Origin of the sequence: Rhodococcus sp. SG20037 (assembly GCF_031763325.1) — a bacterium.
Classification (GTDB): Bacteria; Actinomycetota; Actinomycetes; order Mycobacteriales; family Mycobacteriaceae; genus Rhodococcus_F; species Rhodococcus_F qingshengii.
Map to the genome: position 1 here is coordinate 5,772,823 of NZ_CP134497.1, position 22,188 is coordinate 5,795,010.

General features: G+C 62.0%; 24 protein-coding genes. 14 read left to right on the forward strand and 10 right to left on the reverse strand.

Annotated features, from left to right (window positions below; genetic code table 11):
- The first annotated feature begins 139 nt into the window (after positions 1–139).
- From RHP72_RS26705 to RHP72_RS26715, 3 genes are read left to right on the forward strand one after another with little or no spacing between them, the layout of a single operon-like run.
- Positions 140–889, forward strand: coding sequence for a succinate dehydrogenase cytochrome b subunit (locus tag RHP72_RS26705; RefSeq protein WP_099697147.1), 750 nt, complete (start codon positions 140–142; stop codon positions 887–889).
- A complete protein-coding gene (locus RHP72_RS26710) occupies positions 890–2,842 on the forward strand; it encodes a fumarate reductase/succinate dehydrogenase flavoprotein subunit (RefSeq protein WP_007730764.1) in 1,953 nt (650 codons plus the stop codon).
- Complete coding sequence (locus RHP72_RS26715) at positions 2,839–3,588, forward strand: succinate dehydrogenase/fumarate reductase iron-sulfur subunit (protein WP_099697148.1); 750 nt, start codon at positions 2,839–2,841, stop codon at positions 3,586–3,588. The genes RHP72_RS26710 and RHP72_RS26715 overlap by 4 nt, the downstream gene beginning before the upstream one ends.
- Positions 3,589–3,591: 3 nt before the next feature.
- On the opposite strand, the gene RHP72_RS26720 is transcribed toward RHP72_RS26715, so the two are convergent.
- A complete protein-coding gene (locus tag RHP72_RS26720) occupies positions 3,592–5,073 on the reverse strand; it encodes an anion permease (RefSeq protein WP_042446385.1) in 1,482 nt (493 codons plus the stop codon).
- A 427-nt stretch (positions 5,074–5,500) separates the two neighbouring features.
- On the opposite strand from RHP72_RS26720, the gene lepB reads away from it, so the two are divergent.
- From lepB to RHP72_RS26770, 10 genes are all read left to right on the forward strand, one after another.
- Entirely contained in the window at positions 5,501–6,244 is a 744-nt protein-coding gene (gene lepB / locus RHP72_RS26725; protein WP_054781019.1) for a signal peptidase I, read from the forward strand.
- A 106-nt stretch (positions 6,245–6,350) separates the two neighbouring features.
- A complete protein-coding gene (locus RHP72_RS26730; RefSeq protein WP_054781014.1) occupies positions 6,351–6,704 on the forward strand; it encodes a glyoxalase superfamily protein in 354 nt (117 codons plus the stop codon).
- 55 nt (positions 6,705–6,759) lie between these two features.
- Positions 6,760–7,809 (forward strand): saccharopine dehydrogenase family protein, encoded by a 1,050-nt coding sequence (locus RHP72_RS26735; RefSeq protein WP_054781013.1) that lies wholly within the window; start codon positions 6,760–6,762, stop codon positions 7,807–7,809.
- Entirely contained in the window at positions 7,806–8,390 is a 585-nt protein-coding gene (locus RHP72_RS26740; protein ID WP_003943180.1) for a TetR/AcrR family transcriptional regulator, read from the forward strand. The genes RHP72_RS26735 and RHP72_RS26740 overlap by 4 nt, the downstream gene beginning before the upstream one ends.
- A gap of 21 nt (positions 8,391–8,411) precedes the next feature.
- On the forward strand, positions 8,412–9,038 hold the full coding sequence (locus tag RHP72_RS26745) for an SMI1/KNR4 family protein (RefSeq protein WP_042446400.1): 627 nt from the start codon (positions 8,412–8,414) through the stop codon (positions 9,036–9,038).
- Complete coding sequence (galT, locus tag RHP72_RS26750; protein WP_054781012.1) at positions 9,035–10,135, forward strand: galactose-1-phosphate uridylyltransferase; 1,101 nt, start codon at positions 9,035–9,037, stop codon at positions 10,133–10,135. Before RHP72_RS26745 ends, galT begins: the two co-directional genes overlap by 4 nt.
- The gene (gene galK, locus RHP72_RS26755; protein WP_042446406.1) at positions 10,135–11,265 is read left to right on the forward strand and encodes a galactokinase; all 1,131 of its coding nucleotides are present in this window, start codon (positions 10,135–10,137) and stop codon (positions 11,263–11,265) included. The genes galT and galK overlap by 1 nt, the downstream gene beginning before the upstream one ends.
- Before the next feature lie 119 nt (positions 11,266–11,384).
- On the forward strand, positions 11,385–11,834 hold the full coding sequence (locus tag RHP72_RS26760; RefSeq protein WP_003943059.1) for an Rrf2 family transcriptional regulator: 450 nt from the start codon (positions 11,385–11,387) through the stop codon (positions 11,832–11,834).
- A gap of 31 nt (positions 11,835–11,865) precedes the next feature.
- Positions 11,866–13,059, forward strand: coding sequence for a globin domain-containing protein (locus tag RHP72_RS26765; RefSeq protein ID WP_075834673.1), 1,194 nt, complete (start codon positions 11,866–11,868; stop codon positions 13,057–13,059).
- Positions 13,060–13,151: 92 nt separating this feature from the next.
- Entirely contained in the window at positions 13,152–13,775 is a 624-nt protein-coding gene (locus RHP72_RS26770; RefSeq protein WP_007730629.1) for a LysE family translocator, read from the forward strand.
- 2 nt (positions 13,776–13,777) lie between these two features.
- Here the strand turns inward: RHP72_RS26770 and paaK are convergent, their stop codons facing one another.
- The 9 genes from paaK to RHP72_RS26815 form a co-directional block, all read right to left on the reverse strand.
- Positions 13,778–15,079 carry a phenylacetate--CoA ligase PaaK gene (gene paaK, locus RHP72_RS26775; RefSeq protein ID WP_311094026.1) on the reverse strand — a complete coding sequence of 434 codons (1,302 nt, stop codon included), beginning with the start codon at positions 15,077–15,079 and terminating at the stop codon, positions 13,778–13,780.
- A gap of 41 nt (positions 15,080–15,120) precedes the next feature.
- The gene (gene paaE / locus RHP72_RS26780) at positions 15,121–16,200 is read right to left on the reverse strand and encodes a 1,2-phenylacetyl-CoA epoxidase subunit PaaE (RefSeq protein ID WP_003942835.1); all 1,080 of its coding nucleotides are present in this window, start codon (positions 16,198–16,200) and stop codon (positions 15,121–15,123) included.
- Positions 16,201–16,204: 4 nt separating this feature from the next.
- A complete protein-coding gene (gene paaD / locus RHP72_RS26785; RefSeq protein WP_047269445.1) occupies positions 16,205–16,663 on the reverse strand; it encodes a 1,2-phenylacetyl-CoA epoxidase subunit PaaD in 459 nt (152 codons plus the stop codon).
- 65 nt (positions 16,664–16,728) lie between these two features.
- A complete protein-coding gene (gene paaC, locus RHP72_RS26790; protein ID WP_311094027.1) occupies positions 16,729–17,646 on the reverse strand; it encodes a 1,2-phenylacetyl-CoA epoxidase subunit PaaC in 918 nt (305 codons plus the stop codon).
- Between the two features lie 28 nt (positions 17,647–17,674).
- Entirely contained in the window at positions 17,675–17,992 is a 318-nt protein-coding gene (paaB, locus tag RHP72_RS26795) for a 1,2-phenylacetyl-CoA epoxidase subunit PaaB (protein WP_007730622.1), read from the reverse strand.
- Positions 17,989–18,957: a 1,2-phenylacetyl-CoA epoxidase subunit PaaA gene (gene paaA / locus RHP72_RS26800; RefSeq protein ID WP_047269397.1), complete on the reverse strand. Its 969-nt coding sequence runs from the start codon at positions 18,955–18,957 to the stop codon at positions 17,989–17,991. The genes paaB and paaA overlap by 4 nt, the downstream gene beginning before the upstream one ends.
- A gap of 92 nt (positions 18,958–19,049) precedes the next feature.
- The gene (locus RHP72_RS26805) at positions 19,050–19,835 is read right to left on the reverse strand and encodes an enoyl-CoA hydratase-related protein (protein WP_029256503.1); all 786 of its coding nucleotides are present in this window, start codon (positions 19,833–19,835) and stop codon (positions 19,050–19,052) included.
- 27 nt (positions 19,836–19,862) lie between these two features.
- The gene (locus RHP72_RS26810) at positions 19,863–20,720 is read right to left on the reverse strand and encodes a 3-hydroxyacyl-CoA dehydrogenase family protein (protein ID WP_311094028.1); all 858 of its coding nucleotides are present in this window, start codon (positions 20,718–20,720) and stop codon (positions 19,863–19,865) included.
- Positions 20,717–21,445, reverse strand: a complete 729-nt coding sequence (locus tag RHP72_RS26815; RefSeq protein ID WP_151098376.1) for an enoyl-CoA hydratase/isomerase family protein — start codon at positions 21,443–21,445, stop codon at positions 20,717–20,719. The genes RHP72_RS26810 and RHP72_RS26815 overlap by 4 nt, the downstream gene beginning before the upstream one ends.
- A gap of 107 nt (positions 21,446–21,552) precedes the next feature.
- On the opposite strand from RHP72_RS26815, the gene RHP72_RS26820 reads away from it, so the two are divergent.
- Entirely contained in the window at positions 21,553–22,164 is a 612-nt protein-coding gene (locus RHP72_RS26820) for a TetR/AcrR family transcriptional regulator (RefSeq protein WP_311094029.1), read from the forward strand.
- Positions 22,165–22,188: the final 24 nt, after the last annotated feature.

The following is a 22,188-nucleotide window of genomic DNA, read 5'->3' on the forward strand; positions in this document are numbered from 1 at the left end:
CTTTCGGGTAATGAGCACCCCTACACTCCCATTCACCTGCATTAACAGACAAGTCGGGCACCCATCCGTTGGCCGAAAACCTCGATCGGGCTTAGGCTGACGGCACCTGTCCGGCAAGTCTGGCGTGGGAGGTTTGTCTGTGAGTGCTCCGACCCGTGTATCGCGAGCTACCGGCGATTCACTCCAAGCTCGACCGCGGCCGTCCAACATCACGTGCAAGATTCTGATGGCCGTGACAGGACTGATCTTCGCCGCTTTCGTTCTCGTCCACATGATCGGAAACCTGAAGGTCTACACCGGTGCCGATCACTTCGACGACTACGCACACTGGCTACGAACGGTGTTCGAACCCTTCCTGCCCTACGAGGGACTTCTGTGGATTCTTCGCATCGTCTTGCTCGCGTCATTGGTCGCACACGTCTGGTGTGCCTGGCTGCTCACCGTCCGCGGACGCCGAGCTCGAGGAAAATTTCGACGTAAAGGTCTGGGAATCAAGTCCTTTACAGCGCGCACGATGCCCGTCACCGGAGCTGTGCTGCTGCTATTCGTCATTTTCCACATACTCGACCTCACGACCGGAACCCGACCCATCGGCAGCAGCGAGTACGAAGCGGCCACGCGCACACAGAGTTACGCATACGACAATCTGATTGCCAGCTTCGAGCGTCCGCTGGTGGCAGCGTTCTACATCGTCGCGATGGCTCTGCTGGCAATGCACCTCGCGCACGGGCTCTGGAGCGCGGTCAACGATCTCGGCGTGACCGGCCAACGACTGCGCCGGATTGGCGTTGCACTCTCCGGAATCTTTGCGCTCGCCGTGATGGTCGGAAACATGTCGATCCCCATCGCGGTCATGACCGGCGCCATCTCGAAGACAGGAGCGTCATAAGTGAACAGCTTCGAACTCGACGATCTGCGCAGCATCGGGACACCGGTGGACGGTAAGGTCCCGGCCGGCGATCCGGCGACGGCCTGGCCCACTCGCAAACTCGACTACAAGCTCGTCAGCCCACTCAACCGGCGCAAGTTCACGGTCATCGTCGTCGGTACCGGCCTCGCCGGCGCGGCCTGCGCCGCCTCCCTCGGTGAACTGGGCTACCACGTCGAGTCCTTCACCTTCCACGATGCACCCCGCCGTGCACACAGTGTCGCCGCGCAAGGAGGCATCAACGCTGCTCGCGCTCGAAAAGTGGACAACGACAGTCTCGCCCGCTTCGTGAAGGACACCGTCAAGGGCGGTGATTTCCGGGGCCGTGAGGCCGACTGTTTCCGTCTCGCCGAAGAATCCGTACGCGTCATCGATCACATGAATGCCATCGGGGCACCGTTTGCTCGCGAGTACGGCGGCACTCTGGCCACCCGATCCTTCGGCGGCGTTCAGGTGTCGCGCACGTACTACACGCGCGGGCAGACAGGCCAGCAGTTGCAGATAGCGTCGTCGCAGGCACTGCAACGTCAGATCGCAGCCGGAACGGTCAACCTACACACCCGAACCGAGATGCTCGATCTCATCGTTTCGGACGGGCGAGCACAAGGGATAGTCACACGCGATCTCGTGACCGGTGAGATCGGCGCCACCACAGGCCATGCCGTCGTACTGGCATCCGGCGGCTACGGAACCGTATTCCACAAGTCCACACTTGCGAAGAATTCCAACGCCACGGCCGCCTGGCGAGCGCACCGACGCGGTGCGTTGATGGCTTCACCCTCGTTCATCCAATTCCATCCGACGGCACTTCCCGTCAACTCCGAGTGGCAGTCGAAAACCATTCTGATGAGCGAATCCCTGCGCAACGACGGCCGGATCTGGGTACCGGCCAAGCCCGGAGACGATCGTGAGCCCGGCGACATTCCCGAAAACGAACGCGACTACTACCTCGAGCGCAAATATCCGGCGTTCGGGAACCTCTCTCCCCGCGACGTCTCTTCACGGGCCGCCCGCGAGCAAATCGACTCCGGTCACGGCGTCGGCCCTCTGAAAAACAGTGTGTACCTGGATTTCCGCGATGCGTTGGCACGGCTCGGCCGCAAGACCATCGAGGAGCGATACGGAAATCTGTTCTCGATGTATCGCGACGCCACCAGCGAAGACCCCTATACGGTGCCGATGCGCATCGCCCCCGGAGCCCACTTCACCATGGGAGGACTGTGGAACGACTACGACCAGATGACCTCCATCCCCGGCTTGTTCGTCGGTGGTGAGGCAGGCTGGGGATACCACGGGGCCAACCGCCTCGGCGCCAATTCGTTGCTCTCGGCATGCGTCGACGGCTGGTTCACCCTCCCGTACGCGATTCCGAATTATCTTGCACCGCTACTCGGATCCACTCCACTCGAACTGTCCGATCCCGCTGTGACGTCGACGCTCACTGACGTGAGGGGTCGGGTGGACCTGCTGCTCTCGGTCGGCGGAACACACGGCCCCGACAGGTTCCATCGACAACTGGGCGAGATCCTCTATGCGGGTTGCGGTGTCACCCGAACGGCCGAGGGCTTGACCAAGGCGATCGCCGAAATCCGCGCACTGCGAACCGATTTCTGGTCGAACCTGCGAGTTGCCGGCAGCGGAAACCAGTTCAACCAGGAGTTGGAAAGGGCCGGCAGGGTAGCCGATTTCCTCGAGCTCGCCGAACTGATGTGCGTCGATGCTCTCGATCGTGACGAGTCCTGTGGAGCGCACTTTCGTGCCGAACATCAGACTCCCGACGGCGAAGCGCAGCGAAACGATCAGGACTGGTGCTTCGTCTCCGCGTGGGAAACCGCCCAGGACGGCAGACACGTTCGACACGACGAGCCGTTGTCCTTCACCGCTGTTCCACTGCAGACGAGGAACTACGTATGAAAATCACCGTGGACGTGTGGCGCCAATCCGGACCTGAGTCGTCCGGCGCATTCGACACCTACCAAATAGACGACGCGACGGTGGAGATGTCGCTGCTGGAGCTCCTCGACCGACTCAACGACCAACTCGTGGAAAGCGGCAACGAACCCATCGCCTTCGATTCCGACTGCCGAGAAGGGATCTGCGGGTCCTGTGGCATCACCGTCGATGACGTTCCCCATGGGCCGGTTGCGAACACTCCCACGTGCCGTCAGCACCTGCGCAGCTTCTCCGACGGTGACCGAATCAAACTGGAGCCGTTCCGCTCCGCAGCCTTTCCAGTGGTCCGCGACCTCGTCGTCGATCGCTCTGCGCTCGACCGGGTGCTCGAAGCCGGTGGATACGTTTCGATCAATGCAGGAACCGCGCCGGACGCAGACAGTCAGCCGCTCTCGCATCAAAGTGCCGAAGCTGCACTGGACTTCGCCGCGTGCATCGGCTGCGGCGCTTGCGTGGCAGCCTGCCCGAACGGTGCCGCGCACCTCTTCACCGGGTCCAAACTGACCCACCTGTCTCTCGTCACGCAGGGCCGCAACGAACGTGGCAAGCGGGCCCGAGCGATGTCGCACCAGATGGAGGCCGATTTCGGGCCGTGCTCGACCTACGGTGAATGTGCGCAGGTGTGTCCCGCGGAGATACCGCTGACCGCGATTGCCGCTGTCAACAAGGAATCGATGCGATTCGGATTGCGGCGCAAGGACAACTGATCGTCACCAGGCGCCGATCAGCTTCATCCACGCGCCGCCGATGATCGTCCAGATCAGGATGATCACGACGCTCATCACGAAACCGATTCGGAACCATTCCGAGGTCTTGATGTATCCGGAACCGTAGATCACTCCGGCCGGACCGGACGCGTAGTGCGAGATACCGCCGAACAGGCTGCCGATGAAGCCGAACACCAGGGCTGAGAACAGCGGCGGTGCACCGGTTGCCACCGCCGCGCCGAGAAACACCGCGTACATCGCGACGATCTGCGCGGTGTTCGACGCAAACAGATAGTGCGCGTAGAAGTACACCAAGGTCAGGATCGCAAAAGCCCAGATCCACGGCAAACCGTCGACGCTCGAGGAGACCTGGGTTCCGATCCACGAGATCACGCCGAGTTCTTCGAGATGGCTTGCCATACCGACCAGAACGGCAAAGAACACGAGCGTCTGCCACGCCCCGGTGTCGTGGACCAGGTTGTTCCACGTCAGCACCTTGGTCACCAACAGGATGCCGATTCCGACGAATGCTGTTGTAGTGGCATTGACGTTGAGCTGCGAGCCCAGGCACCAGAGCACCAGCAGCAGAACGAAGGTGGCGGCCATGATCTTCTCGTTGCGGCTGATCGGACCTGCCTTGCGCAGTTCCTCCCTGGCTTGCTCGGGTGCTTTCGGAGTCTTCAACATCGTGGGCGGGAAGATCTTCGACATCACCCACGGGATCGCGATCAGACTCGCAATTCCCGGAACCGATGCTGCCAGCGCCCATTTGCCCCACGAGATGTCGATGCCGATCTTGGCAGCCGCATCGACGGCCACAGGGTTACCCGCCATGGCGGTGATGAACATCGCGGAGGTCACGACGTTGACTTGCAGCGACGTGAGCAGCAGATATGCTCCGAGCTTCTTGCGAGAGTCCTCGGGCTCGGGATTGGAGTCCTCCAACTTGCTCAGCGAGACGATGATCGGATAGACGACGCCACCCGCACGGGCGGTGTTCGACGGCGTCGCCGGAGCAAGTATCAAGTCCGTCAACGCCATTCCGTAGGACAATCCGAGACTCGACTTGCCGAGTTTGGTCACGAACATGAGCGCAACCCGTTTGCCGAGTCCAGTGACCAGAAAGCCCTCGGCAATGAAGAACGATGCGACAATCAGCCAGATCGTGGTGTTACTGAAGCCGGACAACGCTTCCGTCGGCGTCTCGGTCTGGGTGATCATGGCGATCGATAGGCCTACCAGCGCCACAGAACCCGTCGGCAGCGGCTGCAAGATCAACGCCACGATGGTGCCGACGAAGATTCCGAGCATGTGCATGCCCTTGGGATCCACACCGTCCGGAACAGGCATGAAATAGATGATCAAGCCGAGGACGACGGGCACCGCAGCCGGGTAGTACCGCCTGAGCACTGATTGTTTCGACGGCTCCGCCGGCGGTGTCGTCTCAGAAAAAGACTCAGTGCTTTCGGATTTGGCCTCGGACATTTGCATCTCCTCGACTTGTCGCCCCAGGTGATCGCCCCAGATGATTGTCCCCCAAACATCAGGTTTTCGTGCGGTCAATCCAAGTTCGAGAGAAATTGCCCGGAAGTACAGTCGTCCTTACGAGGCGCTGTCTCGCACCGACGCTTCAGTGGGAGAATGCCCATCTCTCGCAAAAGATTGTGCCAATCGATCAACAGAGGCGCCGGCGTGCTGCACGCTTGAATCTCGGAGAGTTGTTCAACCTGCTTCTGCGAAAGGTATTCGTCGGCACGATGTTTGGGTCAGGACTGCGCGGATTGCCGATCTCGACCGGATCTTCGCGCGTGATGTGATCCAATTCCGAAGCATGTCAGCCGACAGACAGACCCACGAACCGAGAAGATTCGTATCGGGCCGACGACTGGTTGCGCCATCTATTGTCGGGAGTGTGACGGAATCCGACGCCCACGAGGACTCGACCGACTCCACTGAATCGGCAGTGGCCGATCACCCGAGGAAACGTCCACTGTGGCGTGAGATTCTGATCCTCGTTGTCGTCGCACTTGTCCTGAGTGTTGTCATTCAGAACTTCGTCGGACGCATCTTTCTGATCCCGTCGGAGTCCATGGAACCGACACTTCACGGATGCACCGGCTGCACGGGAGACAAGATCTTCGTCGACAGAATCAGCTATCGATTCGGGGATCCGCAACCTGGGGATGTGGTCGTGTTCAAGGGACCCGAGTCCTGGAACGACGAGTACAAATCCATTCGATCCGACAATTCGATTGTTCGCGCGTTTCAGGGACTCGGGTCCATCGTCGGCTTGGTTCCGCCAGACGAAAACGACCTCGTGAAGCGGGTAGTCGCGGTCGGTGGCCAAACCGTACAGTGCCTGTCCGAGGAAGAGGGGCTTCGAGTGAACGGCAAGCCGCTGACCGAGCCGTACATCGACAAGCGCATTCCGGGCAACGATACCTCTTGTCAAGGAAGGTATTTCGGGCCGGTCACGGTTCCCGACGGGAACCTGTGGGTGATGGGCGACAACCGCGCCCATTCGAAGGATTCACGTTTCCATCTCGATGACGAACATAGTGGAACGGTGCCGATCGACAATGTCATCGGCAAGGTTCAATTGATCGTCCTTCCCTTCTCACGGTGGGGAACTGTGAGCTCGTTCGATCCGCAGTGACAAATCGAATCAACCAGGCGGCCTGCATCTTCGGACGGCACAGTCGACATGGCTCCGCTTTCGGACGATCATCGAGCGCATCTGTTGCCGAAGGTAGGAGAACCACATGCGCGCTCGACGCATCACCGCCAATCTCAAAGTCGCCGATATCGGAACCGCCAAGAGCTTCTACTCCGACTTTCTCGGCCTGAGCACCGAAGAGTTCAACATGGGGTGGGTCGCTCGCTACACCTCTCCCGACACCGGCGCGAACGTACAGCTCGTCACGCACGACGCCACTGCAGCCGAGGACTCGGTCATCTCAGTCCACACGGACGACGTCGACGGCGCCTACGAAGAGGCCCGCAGGCTCGGCTACGAAATCGTGCACCCCATAACGACCGAAGAGTGGGGTGTTCGCCGATTCCTCGTCCGGACACCCGATGGCAACGTCGTCAACATCGTGCGACACCGGGACTGAGCAGCGGAAAGAACCCCATTCGACGTTTTAGGTCATTTGACCTAGAGTTAGGTGCATGACCGATTCATTGCAGTATTCAGCCGACGGCCCGATCCTCGTGGCCGGCGGATACGGAACCGTGGGCAGCGCCCTGACAGCGTTGCTCGCCCCCGACTTCCCACTACTCCTCACCGGACGCACCCCCGAGCGAGGCGACGAACTGGCCGGCCGTCACGGCGCTTCCGTCCGCCGCTGGGACCTCCTCGACCCGACACCCTTCGACGCGTCCGTACGCGCGGTCGTTTCGACGGTCAACGATCCCCACGATCGTGTCCTGTCCGCCGCCGTCGAGGCCGGCATTCCGTACGTGGACATCACCCGCTGGACAACCCGCGTCGCTCGCGCCGCCACTCTGGCGGGTCAGAAGTCGCCGAGCGCACCGGTGTACCTGTCGTCCGGATGGATGGGCGGAGTCACCAATATCGTCGCCGCAGCGCTGGCCGAGGAACTGGGTGGCGCGAGCACGATCGACGTCTCGATTCGCTACGACGTCAACGACATTGCCGGGCTCGACTCCGTCGACTTCATCGATCGGCTCGGGCAGGATTTCGAGGTGATTCAGCAAGGAAACCCGATCACCGTCAGCCCGTTGACGGATACACGCTGGGTCGACTTCCCCGGATCGCGCACCAAGGTCGGAAGAATCGACACTCCGGAACAATTCACGTTCCCCATGACCCTGGGCGCCGAAACTGCCAGCACTCGAATAGGTTTCAGTTCGAATGCATCCACAACTGCGCTGCTCGCCGCCAAGAAGGTGGGTCTGTTCCGTTGGGGTCGCGGCGACCGCTTCACACCGCTACGACGCGGACTCCTGTACTCGCCGGGCAAGGGCGGGAGCGCGCAAGTACGCATCGATGTCACGGGCCCGAGCGGCACGACAAGCGCGACAATCGTCGACCGGCAGGGCCAGGCTCACCTCACCGCGGTGGGCGGCGCGCTGGCCGTCAGACGAGCCTTGGCCGACGATGCCCGGCCTGGAGTCACTTTCCCCGAATCGCTTCCGAACCCTCGCCGCACCGTCTCCGAGTTGGAGAGCTTCGGGGTGGCAGTATTGCGACCATGACCCTCTCCAAGGGCGCCGCCCGTGCGGCAGCACTTCTCGACGCAGCAGAACAGGTCCTCACTACTCAGGGCAATGCCAACTCGGCAATGCGCGATTTCGCAGCCGCGGCCGGAGTGCGGGTAGGACATCTGCAGCACTACTACCCCACCCGTGCAGATCTGATACGCGCAGTGATGTCACGTGCATTGACCCGCTCACTGGATCGCCTTGCCGTCGTCCCCGATACGGATCAGAGCCTCTCCCGCGAGGAATCCGAACACTTCATCGGAGTCCTGCTCGGAGAACAGGACGACCAGGCCACGGTGCGTCTGTACGTCGAAGTATGGGCCATTGCAGCGGCGGACCAAGAAGTCGCGGTCGTGCTTCGAGACTTCTACGCCCAGTACATCGCACACGTAGAGCGCGCAGTCGCGTGTGCACAACCGGAGCTGGATGCGGCGGAACTTGGCGCGACAGCGCAGACCATCGTGAGCCTGCTCGAGGGTTCCGCAATTCTCCGATCGGGAATCACCGGCCGAAAGTCCGAGGCTTCGGACCGAAAGCTCGTGGACACACTGCAGTACCTGATTCACGGGTCCTGACTCGGACGTATCGTAAAGCCCATGAGCGTTGCAAACGAATGGAGCCGAATCGAAGCGTGGTGCCGTACACACGCACCGGTGACGGCTGCAGCGTTTCAACCAGGACTCGGTGACGCCGTTATCGAGGAATTCGAAGCCTCGACCGGCGTCACGTGGCCCCAGGAACTTCGCGACCTGTATCGGGTCCACAACGGCAGCCTGACCCACGACGACCGGACCGGCCTCTTTCTCGGCAGCGTGCTCCCGGACAAGTTCTTCTACCCCATAGACGTCGCAACCGAAGTTCGTCTCACTCTACTCGAAACGTGGGACGAGACGATCTACGAGAATCCAGACCTCTACGCCGAGGACGAGATGGATCGACACGATCAACGCGACGCAGGCACTGCCGCAACCATGTTCATCCCCTCGTTCGTTCCCTTTGCCGGACTGGACGAGTACCACTACTTCGTGGACACCCGTAGCGGCGCACTCCACCATTGTGTGACCGAGTATGCCTCGGACGCCACTGACAACGGCGGTCCGATCTGGGCGTCCATCTCGGTAATGCTGGCCGCCCATGCCGTAGCGCTGGAAACAGGATCAACGATCGGAGTGTGGAAACCCGTTGTCAGCAAGGGTGTTCTGGAATGGGAAGTCGACGCATGACACCCAAGCAGGATCCGACCCGTCGCACCCTCGCCGACGGGCGTCAGATCTTCTACTTCGACGATGCCGGCAGTGCCCGCGCCCACTCTGCGCGAGATTCCCGCGAATTGCCGGCTCTCGACCACTCGTCTCGGATGAGATTCGACGTTCTCACCGGGGAGTGGATCACCATGGCTTCGCATCGCATGACACGGACACATCTCCCCTCCGCCGCCGAATGTCCATTGTGCCCGACCGACGAAACACGCACGCCCACAGAGATACCCGACGGAGACTACGACGTCGCGGTGTTCGAGAATCGGTTTCCGAGCTTTGCCGCGGCGCCTGAGGAAGCCATTGACAGTCCCGGAGACGGTGCGGGCGATCGCCCAGCGGCCGGTCACTGCGAAGTGATGTGCTTCTCGAGCGATCACACGGCGTCCGTCGCCGAGCTTCCACTCGAACGCATGCGCACGATTGTGGGCGCCTGGATTTCTCGGACCGAAGAGTTGTCGGCGGATCCGCTTGTGGAACAAGTGTTCTGCTTCGAGAACCGCGGCGAAGAAATCGGGGTGACACTCACCCATCCACACGGACAGATCTACGCATACCCGTATGTCACGCCACGCACCCGATCGATGCTGACGCAGGCGCACAAACACTTCGAGCGCACCGGTCGCTCACTACTCGCCGATGTTCTGGCGTTCGAGCGCGAGGACAAGGCCCGGTTGATCTACGACGGCGATCACTGGAGCGCCTACGTCCCGACCGCCGCACGATGGCCCATCGAGATTCACCTGGCACCGCACCGAGACGTCCCGGACCTTCCCTCGCTGAACGACCAAGAGCGCGACGAGCTTGCGGTCGTCTACCAAGATCTCCTACGCCGTATCGATCGCTTCTATCCGGGCGTCGACCGGGTACCGTACATCGCGGCTTGGCACCAAGCTCCCGTCCGCATCAACCGACCTCTGGGCCGACTGCATCTTCAGCTGTTCTCGATCTTGCGCGCACCGGGCAAACTCAAATACCTCGCCGGGTCCGAGTCCGCCATGGGCGCCTGGGTGAACGACACCATTCCCGAGGCAGTCGCGGCCCGTCTACGGGAGTTGAAATAGTGGATACCGTCTCGAACAATTCTGTGCTCCAACAGTTTCACGCCACCTACGGCTATCCGGCAACCGGAGTGTGGGCGGCACCCGGTCGAGTCAACCTGATCGGTGAACACACGGACTACAACGGTGGATTGTGCCTACCGGTCGCTCTCGAGCAGCGAACACTGGTTGCCGTCGCACTGCGCAGCGACGGGGTCGTCCGCGTGCACAGTCGGCAATCCGCCGAGACGTACACCGGGCCCGTCGACGACATCGCCACAGGGTGGGCCGCCTACCCCACAGCCGTTCTGTGGTCTCTTGCGCGCAGAGGCCTCCCGATCGGAGGAATCGATCTTGCCGTCGACTCGTCGGTACCGGTCGGGGCCGGACTGTCGAGTTCCGCCGCCCTCACCTGTTCGGTTGCGTTGGCCGTCAATGAACTTCATGATTCACCCTTCCCCCGCGATGAGCTGGTACAGGTGTGCATCCAGGCGGAGAACGACGGCGTCGGCGCACCGACCGGAGGAATGGATCAAACCATTGCCCTCTTTGCTCAGCCCTCGACTGCGCTCCTGCTGGACTGTCTGGACGGATCCACCGAACCCATACCTTTCGAACTCCACGGTGCAGGGTACGAACTGATCGTCATCGACACCCGGGTCAAACACTCGCTCGCAGACGGACAGTACGGAATGCGGCGCTCTCAATGCGTCGCTGCAGCAGCAGCTCTCGGCGTCGGCAGCTTGCGAGAGGCTACAGCAGACCAGGCCGAGACAGTGCGAGACCCGATCCTCCGGGCGCGGGCACGGCACGTCGTGACCGAGATCGAGAGGACGCGGAAGACCGCAGAACTTCTGCGCAGCAGCAGATTCAGTGACGTCGGCGAGCTGTTCGACAACTCGCACGCCTCGTTGCGCGACGACTTCGAGGTCTCGTGCGATGAACTCGACGTCGCCGTTGCCGCAGCACGACGCGGCGGCGCGATCGGTGCGCGGATGACCGGCGGCGGATTCGGAGGCTCGGCCATCGCGCTGGTTCCGGAAGGAAGCGGAGCGGAGGTCATCGCGTCGGTGAGCCGCGACTTTGCGGCGCGAGGTTGGCGAGCACCCCACTTTCTCGGCGTCGTTGCCGGGGGTTCGGCCGCCCGTCTCTGAGCGAACGGCACGTTCAGCGCACTGGAGGCGCCGAACGTACCGTTCGCCCTGGTTGGGGCATCTCGAGATCCCCCTCACATAAATAGTCATCTCAGATGCGAATTATGTAGGTTCAGATCATGCAACTGACGCAGTTCACCGATCTGGGATTGCGCGTCGTCATGCGGTTGGCCGTACTCGACGCGGATGCCTCCCCCAGCACTCGGGATGTTGCGCAGCAGCTCAACGTGTCGTATTCCCATGCCACCAAGGTGGTTACACGGCTCGGTGAGCTCGGCATCGTGACAACCAGGCGCGGCCGCGGCGGTGGGCTTTCCATCACCGAACTCGGCCGCACCGCCACCATCGGCTGGCTGGCCAGACGCCTCGAAGGCCCGGGTGAAGTCGTCGACTGCGAAGGCGACAAACCGTGCCCACTGCGCGGAGGTTGCCTCCTTCGGAGCGCTTTGCGCGAAGCACAGGAAGCGTTCTTCGTTTCACTCGACGCGGTCACGATCGAAGACGTCATCCGGCAGCCGTCCAAAACTGTCCTGCTACGCCTCACCACCCGGAGCGACGAAGCAGGCTGATCAATCGAATTTCGACCGAACGGAGCAGCTCATGCTTTCCCCACAGTCAACCGAGGTCATTCGCGCCACCCTTCCCGTGGTCGGCGCTGCCATCGGCGATATCACAACCCTGTTCTACCGCAGGATGTTCGACGCGCATCCTGAACTCGAACGCGATTTGTTCAATCGCGGCAATCAGAAGCAGGGCGAACAGCAGAAGGCTCTCGCCGGCGCCATCGCGGCATTCGCGACGCTTCAGCTCGAGCCGGACAGCGCCAAGGTCGATCTCATACTTTCACGTATCGCCCACAAGCATGCGTCGCTGGGAATCACGCCCGACCAGTACGCAATCGTGCACGAACACCTCTTTGCCGCGATCGTCGAAATACTCGGCGATGCAGTCACTCCCGACGTCGCAGCAGCCTGGGACGAGGTCTACTGGCTGATGGCGGAAACCCTCATCACGATGGAGCGTGGCCTCTACCAACTCGCCGGCGTGGACGCCGGTGACGTCTGGCGCACAGTCAGGATCAGTGAACGAGTTCTTCAGTCCGCCGACACCGTCTCACTGACGCTCACGTCGCTCGACGGCAGTGCACTCCCCACCTTCGCTCCCGGACAGTATCTTTCGGTTGGGGTTACGCTGCCCGACGGCGCCCGCCAGATCCGCCAATACAGCCTGTGTTCGATACCGAGCAGCGCAGACTGGCGGATCAGCGTCAAGCGAATCTCCGGAACTCCCGATGGCGAAGTGTCGAACTTCCTCTACAACAACGTATTCGAAGGCCAAGAACTCTCCGTCACCACACCTTTCGGTGATCTCACCATGCCGGACGACAACTCGCCGCTCCTGCTCGCGTCGGCCGGAATCGGTTGCACACCGATGATCGGGATGCTCAATCATCTCGTGGACACCGGCGCTGACCGTCCGGTATCTGTCATCCATGCGGATCGATCCATTGCGGATCACGCGCACCGCGCAGAACTCAGCACACTCGTCGACCAGATTCCCGCCGCAACCCTGCACCGTTGGTACGAGGATCTCGGCACGCACGTTGCGTTCGGATCGGTTCACGAAGGACGGGCGGATTTGCAAGGTATTGCAGTGGAGCCCGATACCCAAGCCTTCCTTTGCGGGCCGATGCCGTTCATGTTGGCGATGCGCGCATCGTTGCTCGAAAGGGACGTCCCGGCACAGAATATCCACTACGAGGTCTTCGGGCCCGACAGCTGGGCCAACACCTGAGCGGACCACTGCCTGCGAACTGGACCTTGGCGCGCGACTGCAAACCCTTGTGTACTCGACGAAACATACGCATCGAGTAGTGGGAGACCGACATGATCACGTCAGCGTCGATGACGGGAGTCGCGCTGATCGCCCTGGCGATGGTTCTGACACCGGGCCCCAACATGATCTATCTGGTGTCCCGCAGCATCAGCCAGGGCCGCCGGGCAGGTTTGATCTCGCTCGGCGGAGTCGCAACCGGTTTCCTGGTCTACCTCACCGCCACGTGTGCAGGGCTGACGGCGGTTCTCTTCGCCGTACCAACGGTGTTCACCGCGGTGAAAATCGGTGGTGCCCTGTACCTGGCCTATCTCGCCTGGTCGACACTCCGACCAGGTGGGAAGTCCGCTTTCGAGGTGGGCGAGGTCGACCGCCACGGTAGCGGCCGTCTGTTCGGGATGGGGTTGACCACCAATCTGCTCAATCCCAAGATTGCGCTGATGTACGCGGCCCTGATCCCCCAGTTCGTCGATCCCACTGCGGGTCCGGTCTGGCAACAGGCACTCGTACTCGGCGGCGTGCAGATCCTGGTCGCAGTCACCGTCAACGCGTTGATCGTGTGCTGTGCGGCAGCCGTGTCGACCTTCCTCATGGCGCGTCCGGTGTGGATGCGGGCTCAGAAATGGCTAGCTGGTGGCATTCTCGGAATCTTCGCCACCCGCATGGCCCTGGAGTAGTTTCAGTCCTTCGGACGTTGGTCGATCAGACGACGCGCTTTGCCGATCGAGCGTTCGAGTCCGCCGGGTTCGAGAACGCTCACCTCGACCGTGACACCGATCTTGTTCTTCACCAGCTTCTGCAACGCCGAAGACGCTGCCGCATGATCGGAAATTGCCGCGTCAGGACGAGCCTCGACGCGCACTGTCAGAGTATCCATCCGGCCCGGACGCTCCAGCACACACTGGAATTGGGGTGCCAGGGCGGGGACGGTCAGGATCAGCTCTTCGATCTGTGTGGGGAACAGATTGACCCCACGCAGGATGATCATGTCGTCGGTCCGGCCGGTGACCTTCTGCATCCGACGCATCGAGCGCGCCGTACCCGGCAACAGTCGGGTCAGGTCCCTGGTTCGGTAGCGAATGATGGGCAGCGCTTCCTTGGTGAGAGAGGTGAAAACCAGCTCACCTTCTTCACCGTCCGGCAGCACTTCGCCCGTGACCGGATCGATGATCTCCGGGTAGAAGTGGTCTTCCCAGATATGGAGCCCGTCTTTGGTTTCCACACATTCCATTGCCACACCCGGGCCCATGATCTCGGAGAGTCCGTAGATGTCGACCACATGCATGTCGAGTTGCTGTTCCAGCTCGGTACGCATCTGTTCGGTCCACGGCTCCGCTCCGAAAACTCCCACCCTCAGTGAGGTCTTCGAGGGATCGATGCCTTTCTTGATCATCGCATCCACGATGGTCAACATGTACGACGGAGTCACCATGATGGCGTCGGGCTCGAAGTCCTCGATCAGTTGAATCTGCCGCTCGGTCATGCCACCGGACATGGGAATGACCGTGCAGCCCAAGCGCTCCGCACCGTAGTGTGCTCCCAACCCACCGGTGAACAGACCGTACCCGTAAGCCACGTGAACCTTGTCCGAAGACCGCACGCCCCCGGCCGAGAGACTGCGCGCGATGAGATCGGCCCAGTTGTTCAGGTCGTTGCTCGTGTACCCCACCACCGTCGGGCGACCGGTGGTCCCCGAAGACGCGTGAATTCGCGAGACCCGGTCCTGTGGCACCGCAAACATCTTGAACGGATAGTTCTCACGTAGATCCGCTTTGGTGGTGAAGGGAAACTTCGCGAGATCGCTCAGATCCTTCAAGTCGCTCGGGTGGACGCCGGCGTCGTCGAAAGCTTTGCGGTAGTGCGGAACATTGGTGTACGCGTGCATCAGGGACCATTGCATCCGCTCGAGTTGGAGCGTCGAAATGCGGTCCCGACTGGCAAATTCGATTTCTTGCGAAGTAGCAGTGACGAGTTCGGTCATGATTGTCTCCGGTGGGCTCAGTGAGGGCGCTGTGCGGGCGGTCAGGCGTCGAAATCGACTGTTATCTGTTCACCGACAGGGAAGGTCTGGCAGGTCAGTACAAAACCCGCGTCGACTTCGTAGTCTTCGAGTGCGTAGTTCCTGCGCATCTCGACGTCACCGCAGGTGACCTTGGCGCGACACGTTCCACAGACCCCGCCCTTGCACGCGAAGGGCAGATCCGATCGGTACTGTTCCGCTGCATCGAGAATCGACTGGTCTCGCGGAAGTGTCGCGGTGGTCGATCGACCGTCGAGCGTGATGGTGACCTCGCTGCCTGGTCCCACAATTCCGGGCTCACGATGCACTGCAACCGGCGGAGCGACGTCGTCGACGTAGAACAGCTCGTGATGGATGCGATCCTTGGCAATTCCCAAGCCGGCCAGTACTTCCTGGGCGTCGTTGACCATCCCGAACGGACCACACAACCAGAAGCCGTCGACCTGGTCGCACGGAACGAGAGAGGTGAAGATCTCACGCAACCGGTCGGCGTCGAGACGGCCCGAGAACAACTCGACCTCGCGCGGCTCGCGAGAGAGGACATGAATAACGTCCAGGCGCGCACCGTACCGGTCCTTCAGGTCGGCGATCTCTTCGGCGAACATGACCGAACGGGTGCGCCTGTTCCCGTACAGCAGGGTGACATCGGCCTCGGGGTTCACCAGCAGTGTTGCAGCGATGGACAACATGGGCGTGATTCCGGAGCCCGCCGCGATCAGAACGTGCCGTCCACCCAATGCCGGATCGGCGACAAAATTGCCAGATGGGCCCTGGACGTCGATTCGATCCCCGGCCTTGACGTCTCGCACCAACCAGGAGGAGAAGAGTCCGTCTGCCACTTCGCGAACCCCCACCCGTGGAGACGCCCCTACCGGTGCACAGATCGAGTAGGAGCGACGGTGTTCGACGCCGTCGATCATCCGCCGCAGTGTCAGTGACTGCCCGGCGCCGAAGTCGAATTGATCGGCGATATCGGCAGGCACGTCGAAGGTGACGGCAACTGCGTCGTCGCACAGTGATTCGACACCGGCGACCGTCAACGGGTGAAATGGTTTGTTCCGGTTCGTCGTTGCGGTACTCATCTGTTCAGATCTCCTTCACGTGATCGAACGGCTCGAGGCAGTCGAGGCAGCGATAGAGCGCTTTGCACAGGGTCGCACCGAATTCCGAACTCAGTCTGGTGTTTGCCGAACCGCACTGGGGGCACAGGATGTCGCGCGGCTTGGCCGTCAAGGTCAAGGCGATCGGGCCGGAGGTGCGACGCGGCGCGGCCCCCGGCACCGAGTACCCGGCCGTCCGAAGTTTCGCGAGCCCCTCTTCGCTGATCCAATCCGAACTCCAAGGCGGCGACAGTTGAGTCTTGATCTGGACGCTGCCGTACCCCGCGTCGGTCAGCTTGTGCTCGATGTCGTCTCGCATCGTCGCCATCGCCGGACACCCGGAATAGGTGGGAGTGATTGTCACACAGACCAAGTTCGCTTCGACGTCGACCGATCGGATGACGCCGAGATCGGCCAAGGTCAACAGTGGCATCTCCGGATCCATCACCGAGGCGACGATCTCCTGCGCCGAAGAGACAGTAGCGGAAGAGACGGTAGCGGCAGTCACGGTCACCACACCCCTTCCGGATGCTCCCGAGCGACGCTCTGCATTTCGGCGAGAAGTAGCCCCAGTGCCCCGGTGTGCAGTCCGGCACGCCCGCCGCGGCCGCCGACGAAACCGGAGAAACGCGAAGGGGGCTCTTCCATTTCGGCTGCATGGAGGACCTGGGCAAGAACAGCGTCGAACTCCGGCCGAACAGTACGCGGATCCACTCCGACGCCAACTTCTGCCAAAACGAGTTCGTCCTGGGTGGGAACAAAGAGTTCGTCCACGAACGGGAAGATCTCGAGCAGGGCCGCGGCAGTCCGACGCTTGGATTCTGCCGTGCCGGCGCCCAACGTGACGACCCATCTTGCCGCGTAGTCGCGGTGGTAGGTCAGTTCTTTGACGCCCTTGTTCGCCACGGCCGCGAGGACCGGGTCCCGCGATGTGCGGAGCCGATCGAACAGCGCCAGCCGCCAGGTCGAGAACACGAGCAGCCGAACGACCGTGTGCGCGAAGTCGCCGTTGGCGAGCTCCACCAGTCTCACGTTGCGGAAACGGAACTGATCACGAAAGAAGGCAAACGCATCTTCAGCCGGCACCGGCGACGTGTCCGAGATGAACGGAACGACAGTGGAATCGGCTGCTGCCGCGCGAGCCAGCAGCAGCCTGGCCTGTCCGATCAGATCCAGACCGACATTCGCGAGAGCTACCTCTTCTTCGAGTTCCGGTGCCCGCGTCGACCATTCGGCGAGGCGCTGCGAACTGACGAGCGCGTCGTCGCCGAGCATGAGGCAGTAGTGCGCCAGCGCACCGAGATCGACGTCATCCGGCACCGTGGTGTCGACTCCGGCGAGGGGGTCGTCGAAGCTGGTTCCGAACGCCCACTGACCGTGGCCGTCGCCGTCGACCAGGCCGTCGTAGGCACTGTCGTGATCGTTCATCTGTTGGTCCTCGAAGTCGAAGTGATTCTCACATGTGCGGAACGGAGTCCGGGATGTCGTAGAAAGTCGGGTGCCGGTAGACCTTGTCGCCGCTCGGCGCGAAGAACGGATCCTTTTCTGCCGGACTCGAAGCCACGATGTTCGCTGACGGCACGACCCAGATGCTCACGCCTTCGTTACGTCTGGTGTAGACGTCGCGCGCGTGGCGTAGGGCCATCTGATCGTCTGCCGCGCGCAGGGATCCGACGTGCACGTGGTTCAGTCCGCGCTTTCCCCTCAGAAATACCTCGTACAAAGGCCATTCGCCCCGCACCTGATCGCGCTGTACCTGATCGTTCTCGCTCATGATGTTTCCCCAGTCGTGCGATCGTGCGCGAGTCTCTCGCGCTGTGCAAAGGCGTACGCGGCGTCGCGAACCCAGGCCCCGTTGTCGTGTGCGGCTCTCCGATTGGTGATCCGCTCGACGCTCGCCGCTCCGTTGCCGCGGACCACGTCCATGAATTCGCTCCAGTCCGGCTCGCCGAAATCGTGTGCGCCACGCTCGGGGTTCCAGCGCAGGTCGGGATCAGGGAAGGTCACACCGAGCATCTCGGCCTGCGGTATCGACATGTCCACGAATCGTTGCCGCAGTTCGTCGTTCGTGTGCCGCTTGATGCGCCACTTCATCGACTGCTCGGTGTTCGGCGATTCGTCGTCCGGCGGTCCGAACATCATCAGAGCGGGCCACCACCATCGGTCGACGGCTTCCTGCACCATTGCCCGTTGAGCTTCCGTGCCGCGCATCATCGTCGCCAACAGCTCGAAGCCTTGCCGCTGATGGAACGATTCCTCCTTGCACACACGGATCATCGCGCGCGCATACGGCCCGAAGGAGCTGCGGCACAGCGGAACCTGATTGCAGATAGCAGCTCCGTCGACCAGCCAGCCGATCACACCCACGTCGGCGTATGTCAGCGTCGGATAGTTGAAGATCGAGGAGTACTTCTGCTTTCCCTCGATCAGTTTGGTGGTCAGATCGCCACGATCGGCACCGAGCGTCTCGGCCGCGGAGTAGAGATACAGACCGTGCCCGGCTTCGTCCTGGACCTTCGCCATCAAGATCGCCTTGCGTCGCAACGAAGGCGCACGGGTGAGCCAGTTTCCCTCGGGCTGCATTCCGATGATTTCGGAGTGCGCATGCTGGGCGACCTGACGGATCAGAGTCTTGCGGTAGCCGTCCGGCATCCAGTCGCGAGGCTCGATGCGCTGGTCTGCCGCGATCGTCTCGTCGAACAGGTTCTGCAGGTCTTGTGGAGCTTCCACGTTGGTCATCGTACCTACCTTTTATTACCGAATGATCGGTTGGTAACTAGTATGCACCGAGGTGTCCCAGCACACAAGAGAATCTTTCGCCGCACCAGAAATCAGCGGCCCTCGAAAACCGGCTTCTGCTTCGACAGGAAAGCCGTGACTGCGCCTCGATGATCTGCCGTGGAACCCAGCTCCACCTGTGCGTTCGCCTCGGCCGCCAGCGTCTGGGAAAGCCCAGGAGCAACGGCACGGATCAGCGATTTCACGTGGGCGAAGGCCGCGGTGGGTCCGTCGGCAAGCCGACGCGCGAGTACCCGAGCCTCAGCTGCGACGTCCTCGTCGGCCACCACGCGATGAACCAAGCCCCACTCCAGCGCGCTCTGCGCGTCGAACTTGTCGCCGAGCAACATCAGGCCACTGGCGCGGCTAGGTCCGAGCGCGTGCACGAGCGCATGACTGAGCCCGGAGTCACTGGCCAGACCGATGCCGGTGAATGCCGTCGCAAAGCTCGCGCGAGCCCCCACGACACGGATGTCTCCGGCCAACGCGATTCCCAACCCGGCCCCGACGCAGGCTCCGCCGATACCCACCACCACCGGGACAGAGAGCGTCGACAGTGCCGTGACGATGGGGTTGTAGTGCGCCTCGACGGTATCCATCGCGTGCGCCGGATCAGCATCCAACGCTGCGGCGTGCTCGCCCAGATCCTGACCGACGCAGAAGTTCTTGCCTTCGGCGAGAATCAACACCGCTCGAACCTCTGCGTCCGCGTGGACCTGCAGCAACGCTTCGAGCAGCTGAGACTTCATTTCGCCGTTGACGGCATTGGCGGCCTTGGGTCGGTCGAGAGTGATTGTCGCCAAACCTCGCTCGATCTCCAAGCGAATCACGTCAGTCATCGATGTTCCTTTCGCAGGCAGTTCGGGTCAGCTCCATGTGTGAAAACCCTGTCCCGTCTTGCGCCCCAACTCGCCGCGAGCCACCTTCTCTCGCAGCAGTGCTGGAGGTGCAAATCGATCACCGAGCGTGCTCGCGAGGTGTTCGGCGATCGCCAGGCGCACATTCAACCCGACCAGATCTGTCGAACGCAGCGGGCCCATCGGATGCCGATACCCCAATTCCATTGCTCGGTCGATCGATTCCGCGTCCGCCACACCCTCTTCGAGCATGCGGATGGCTTCGAGCCCGAGACCGACACCAAGCCGGCTGGTTGCAAAACCAGGTGAGTCGTTGACGAGCACCTCGGCTTTGCCGAGCATCGACACCCATGCTCGTACCGAGTCGACAACCTCGGGGCGGGTCTGAGGCGCCCGGACGATCTCGACCAACAGCGACGCCGGGACTGGATTGAAGAAGTGCATACCGATGAACCGGCCCGGATCCGACAGCGCTGCGCCGAGTTCGGCGATCGACATGGAACTGGTGTTGCTGGCGATCACGGTGCTTTCTCCGGCAACGGTTTCCGCAGCGGCGAGCACCTCGACCTTGAGGGCCGCAATTTCCGGGACCGCCTCGACGATCAGGTCGAGCGACGGTGGCAACGAGGTCACTGCGTCCACGGTGCTCACGCGCGCCAGCACCGTCGCGGGGTCCTGGTCGTCGAGTTTCCCTCGCTCGTGAGCTCTGTCGAGGCCGGCGGAAACACGCTGCAACGCGGCCGCGGTGTCGCCACTCTCCGCGATGGTGACCGCCCCGCCGAGACTGGCGAACACCTGGGCGATACCCGCACCCATGCGTCCACCGCCGATGACTCCGACGGTCTTCGGTGCAACTGCTTCAGTCATGATTTCTTCTCCAGGAAGGCCGTCATGCGATCGCGCTTGTCCGAACTCTCGAACAGGACGGCCTGGGCGATGTCGTCGGCAAACGGATGCGATCCCGGCGCATCGACGATGATCTTGGTCAATCGCAGTGCCAGCGGGGACAGTCGGGAAATGCGGTCGAGCAGCCGATGCGCTGCGTCGACGTGGCAGTTCGGTTCGGTTACCTCGACAACCAGGCCCGCTCGTAGCGCCAACTCGGCGTCGAGGTTCCTGGCACCGAGGAGCACCTGCTTCGCGATCGAGACGCCGACGAGCTTCGGCAATCGATAGCTGGCGCCGGCGGCTGCCATTATGCCGAGATTGGGCTCCGGATTCCCGAAGACCGCCGTCGTTGTCGCGATGCGAATGTCGCAGGCGTAGGTCAACTCTGCCCCACCGCCGAGCGCGTAGCCGCTCACGGCGGCCACGGTGGGAAGCGGGAGCTTTCCGATTCGGTCGAACAGCGTGCGGTTGATACCCGCGAACGCTTCCTCTCGTCCGCGCTCTCGGAGCTCCGCGATGTCAGCGCCGCCTGCGAAGTGATCGCCGCGCCCCGCAAGCAGGAGCAGCTTCGGATCCCGTTCGAGGCGTCCACAAACCTGATGCAGTTCGTCGATCATTTCCGCGTTGATCGCATTGCGTTGCGCGGGCCTGTCGAGGGTGACCACGACGCGATCCTCGCGCTCGTCCACGTGCAGGGTGTTCACATTCGCTCCTTCTCGCTCTTCTCCATTAGTAACCGAACATTCGGTCGTTTGGCAAGGGTGAGAACGAGGATGGTGCACAGCTTTGCCCGAACTGAGAAGATGGGGACATGACTACGGCACGCCCCACTCGACGCACCGGCCTCCCCGGACGTCCCGGCTACGACCTCGATTCGCTCCTGGCCGTGGCCGTGAAGGTGTTCAACGACAAGGGCTACGACGGCGCCAGCATGGAGGTGCTCGCCAAGAAACTCGGCATCACGAAGTCCTCGATCTACCACCATGTGTCCGGAAAGTCAGAACTTCTCGAACTCGCCCTTTCGCGTGCACTCAACGCCCTGTTTGCGGTCACGACCGAAGAGGGCGCCACCACCGGTCCGTACATCGACCGGCTCGAATACCTGGTCCGGCGCAGCGTAGAGGTGCTGGTCGCAGAGCTTCCATACGTCACCCTGCTCCTGCGCGTCCGCGGCAACACGACGGTCGAGCGCGCCGCGCTAGCTCATCGACGCGAATTCGACAACTTCGTCGGAGGTCTCGTCGCGTCCGCCGCAGCGGAGGGAGACTTGCGCCCGGACATCGAACCAGCCCTCGCCAGCAAGCTGATGTTCGGCACCGTCAACTCACTGATCGAGTGGTACAAACCCCGAGCGGGTGAGTCCGTCTCCGACATCGCCGACGCGGTCGTCGCCGTCACTTTCGACGGACTTCGCAAGGCCTGACTCCAGGCAGTTCTGCCGAATCCT

What these genes read in the sequence shown, in the direction of transcription:
- RHP72_RS26715 (WP_099697148.1), top strand. Translation starts at nt 2,839, where the DNA reads ATGAAAATCACCGTGGACGTGTGGCGCCAATCCGGACCTGAGTCGTCC.
- RHP72_RS26720 (WP_042446385.1), bottom strand. Translation starts at nt 5,073, where the DNA reads ATGTCCGAGGCCAAATCCGAAAGCACTGAGTCTTTTTCTGAGACGACA.
- RHP72_RS26730 (WP_054781014.1), top strand. Translation starts at nt 6,351, where the DNA reads ATGCGCGCTCGACGCATCACCGCCAATCTCAAAGTCGCCGATATCGGA.
- RHP72_RS26735 (WP_054781013.1), top strand. Translation starts at nt 6,760, where the DNA reads ATGACCGATTCATTGCAGTATTCAGCCGACGGCCCGATCCTCGTGGCC.
- RHP72_RS26740 (WP_003943180.1), top strand. Translation starts at nt 7,806, where the DNA reads ATGACCCTCTCCAAGGGCGCCGCCCGTGCGGCAGCACTTCTCGACGCA.
- RHP72_RS26745 (WP_042446400.1), top strand. Translation starts at nt 8,412, where the DNA reads ATGAGCGTTGCAAACGAATGGAGCCGAATCGAAGCGTGGTGCCGTACA.
- galT (WP_054781012.1), top strand. Translation starts at nt 9,035, where the DNA reads ATGACACCCAAGCAGGATCCGACCCGTCGCACCCTCGCCGACGGGCGT.
- RHP72_RS26760 (WP_003943059.1), top strand. Translation starts at nt 11,385, where the DNA reads ATGCAACTGACGCAGTTCACCGATCTGGGATTGCGCGTCGTCATGCGG.
- RHP72_RS26765 (WP_075834673.1), top strand. Translation starts at nt 11,866, where the DNA reads ATGCTTTCCCCACAGTCAACCGAGGTCATTCGCGCCACCCTTCCCGTG.
- RHP72_RS26770 (WP_007730629.1), top strand. Translation starts at nt 13,152, where the DNA reads ATGATCACGTCAGCGTCGATGACGGGAGTCGCGCTGATCGCCCTGGCG.
- paaK (WP_311094026.1), bottom strand. Translation starts at nt 15,079, where the DNA reads ATGACCGAACTCGTCACTGCTACTTCGCAAGAAATCGAATTTGCCAGT.
- paaE (WP_003942835.1), bottom strand. Translation starts at nt 16,200, where the DNA reads ATGAGTACCGCAACGACGAACCGGAACAAACCATTTCACCCGTTGACG.
- paaD (WP_047269445.1), bottom strand. Translation starts at nt 16,663, where the DNA reads ATGGATCCGGAGATGCCACTGTTGACCTTGGCCGATCTCGGCGTCATC.
- paaC (WP_311094027.1), bottom strand. Translation starts at nt 17,646, where the DNA reads ATGAACGATCACGACAGTGCCTACGACGGCCTGGTCGACGGCGACGGC.
- paaB (WP_007730622.1), bottom strand. Translation starts at nt 17,992, where the DNA reads ATGAGCGAGAACGATCAGGTACAGCGCGATCAGGTGCGGGGCGAATGG.
- paaA (WP_047269397.1), bottom strand. Translation starts at nt 18,957, where the DNA reads ATGACCAACGTGGAAGCTCCACAAGACCTGCAGAACCTGTTCGACGAG.
- RHP72_RS26805 (WP_029256503.1), bottom strand. Translation starts at nt 19,835, where the DNA reads ATGACTGACGTGATTCGCTTGGAGATCGAGCGAGGTTTGGCGACAATC.
- RHP72_RS26810 (WP_311094028.1), bottom strand. Translation starts at nt 20,720, where the DNA reads ATGACTGAAGCAGTTGCACCGAAGACCGTCGGAGTCATCGGCGGTGGA.
- RHP72_RS26820 (WP_311094029.1), top strand. Translation starts at nt 21,553, where the DNA reads ATGACTACGGCACGCCCCACTCGACGCACCGGCCTCCCCGGACGTCCC.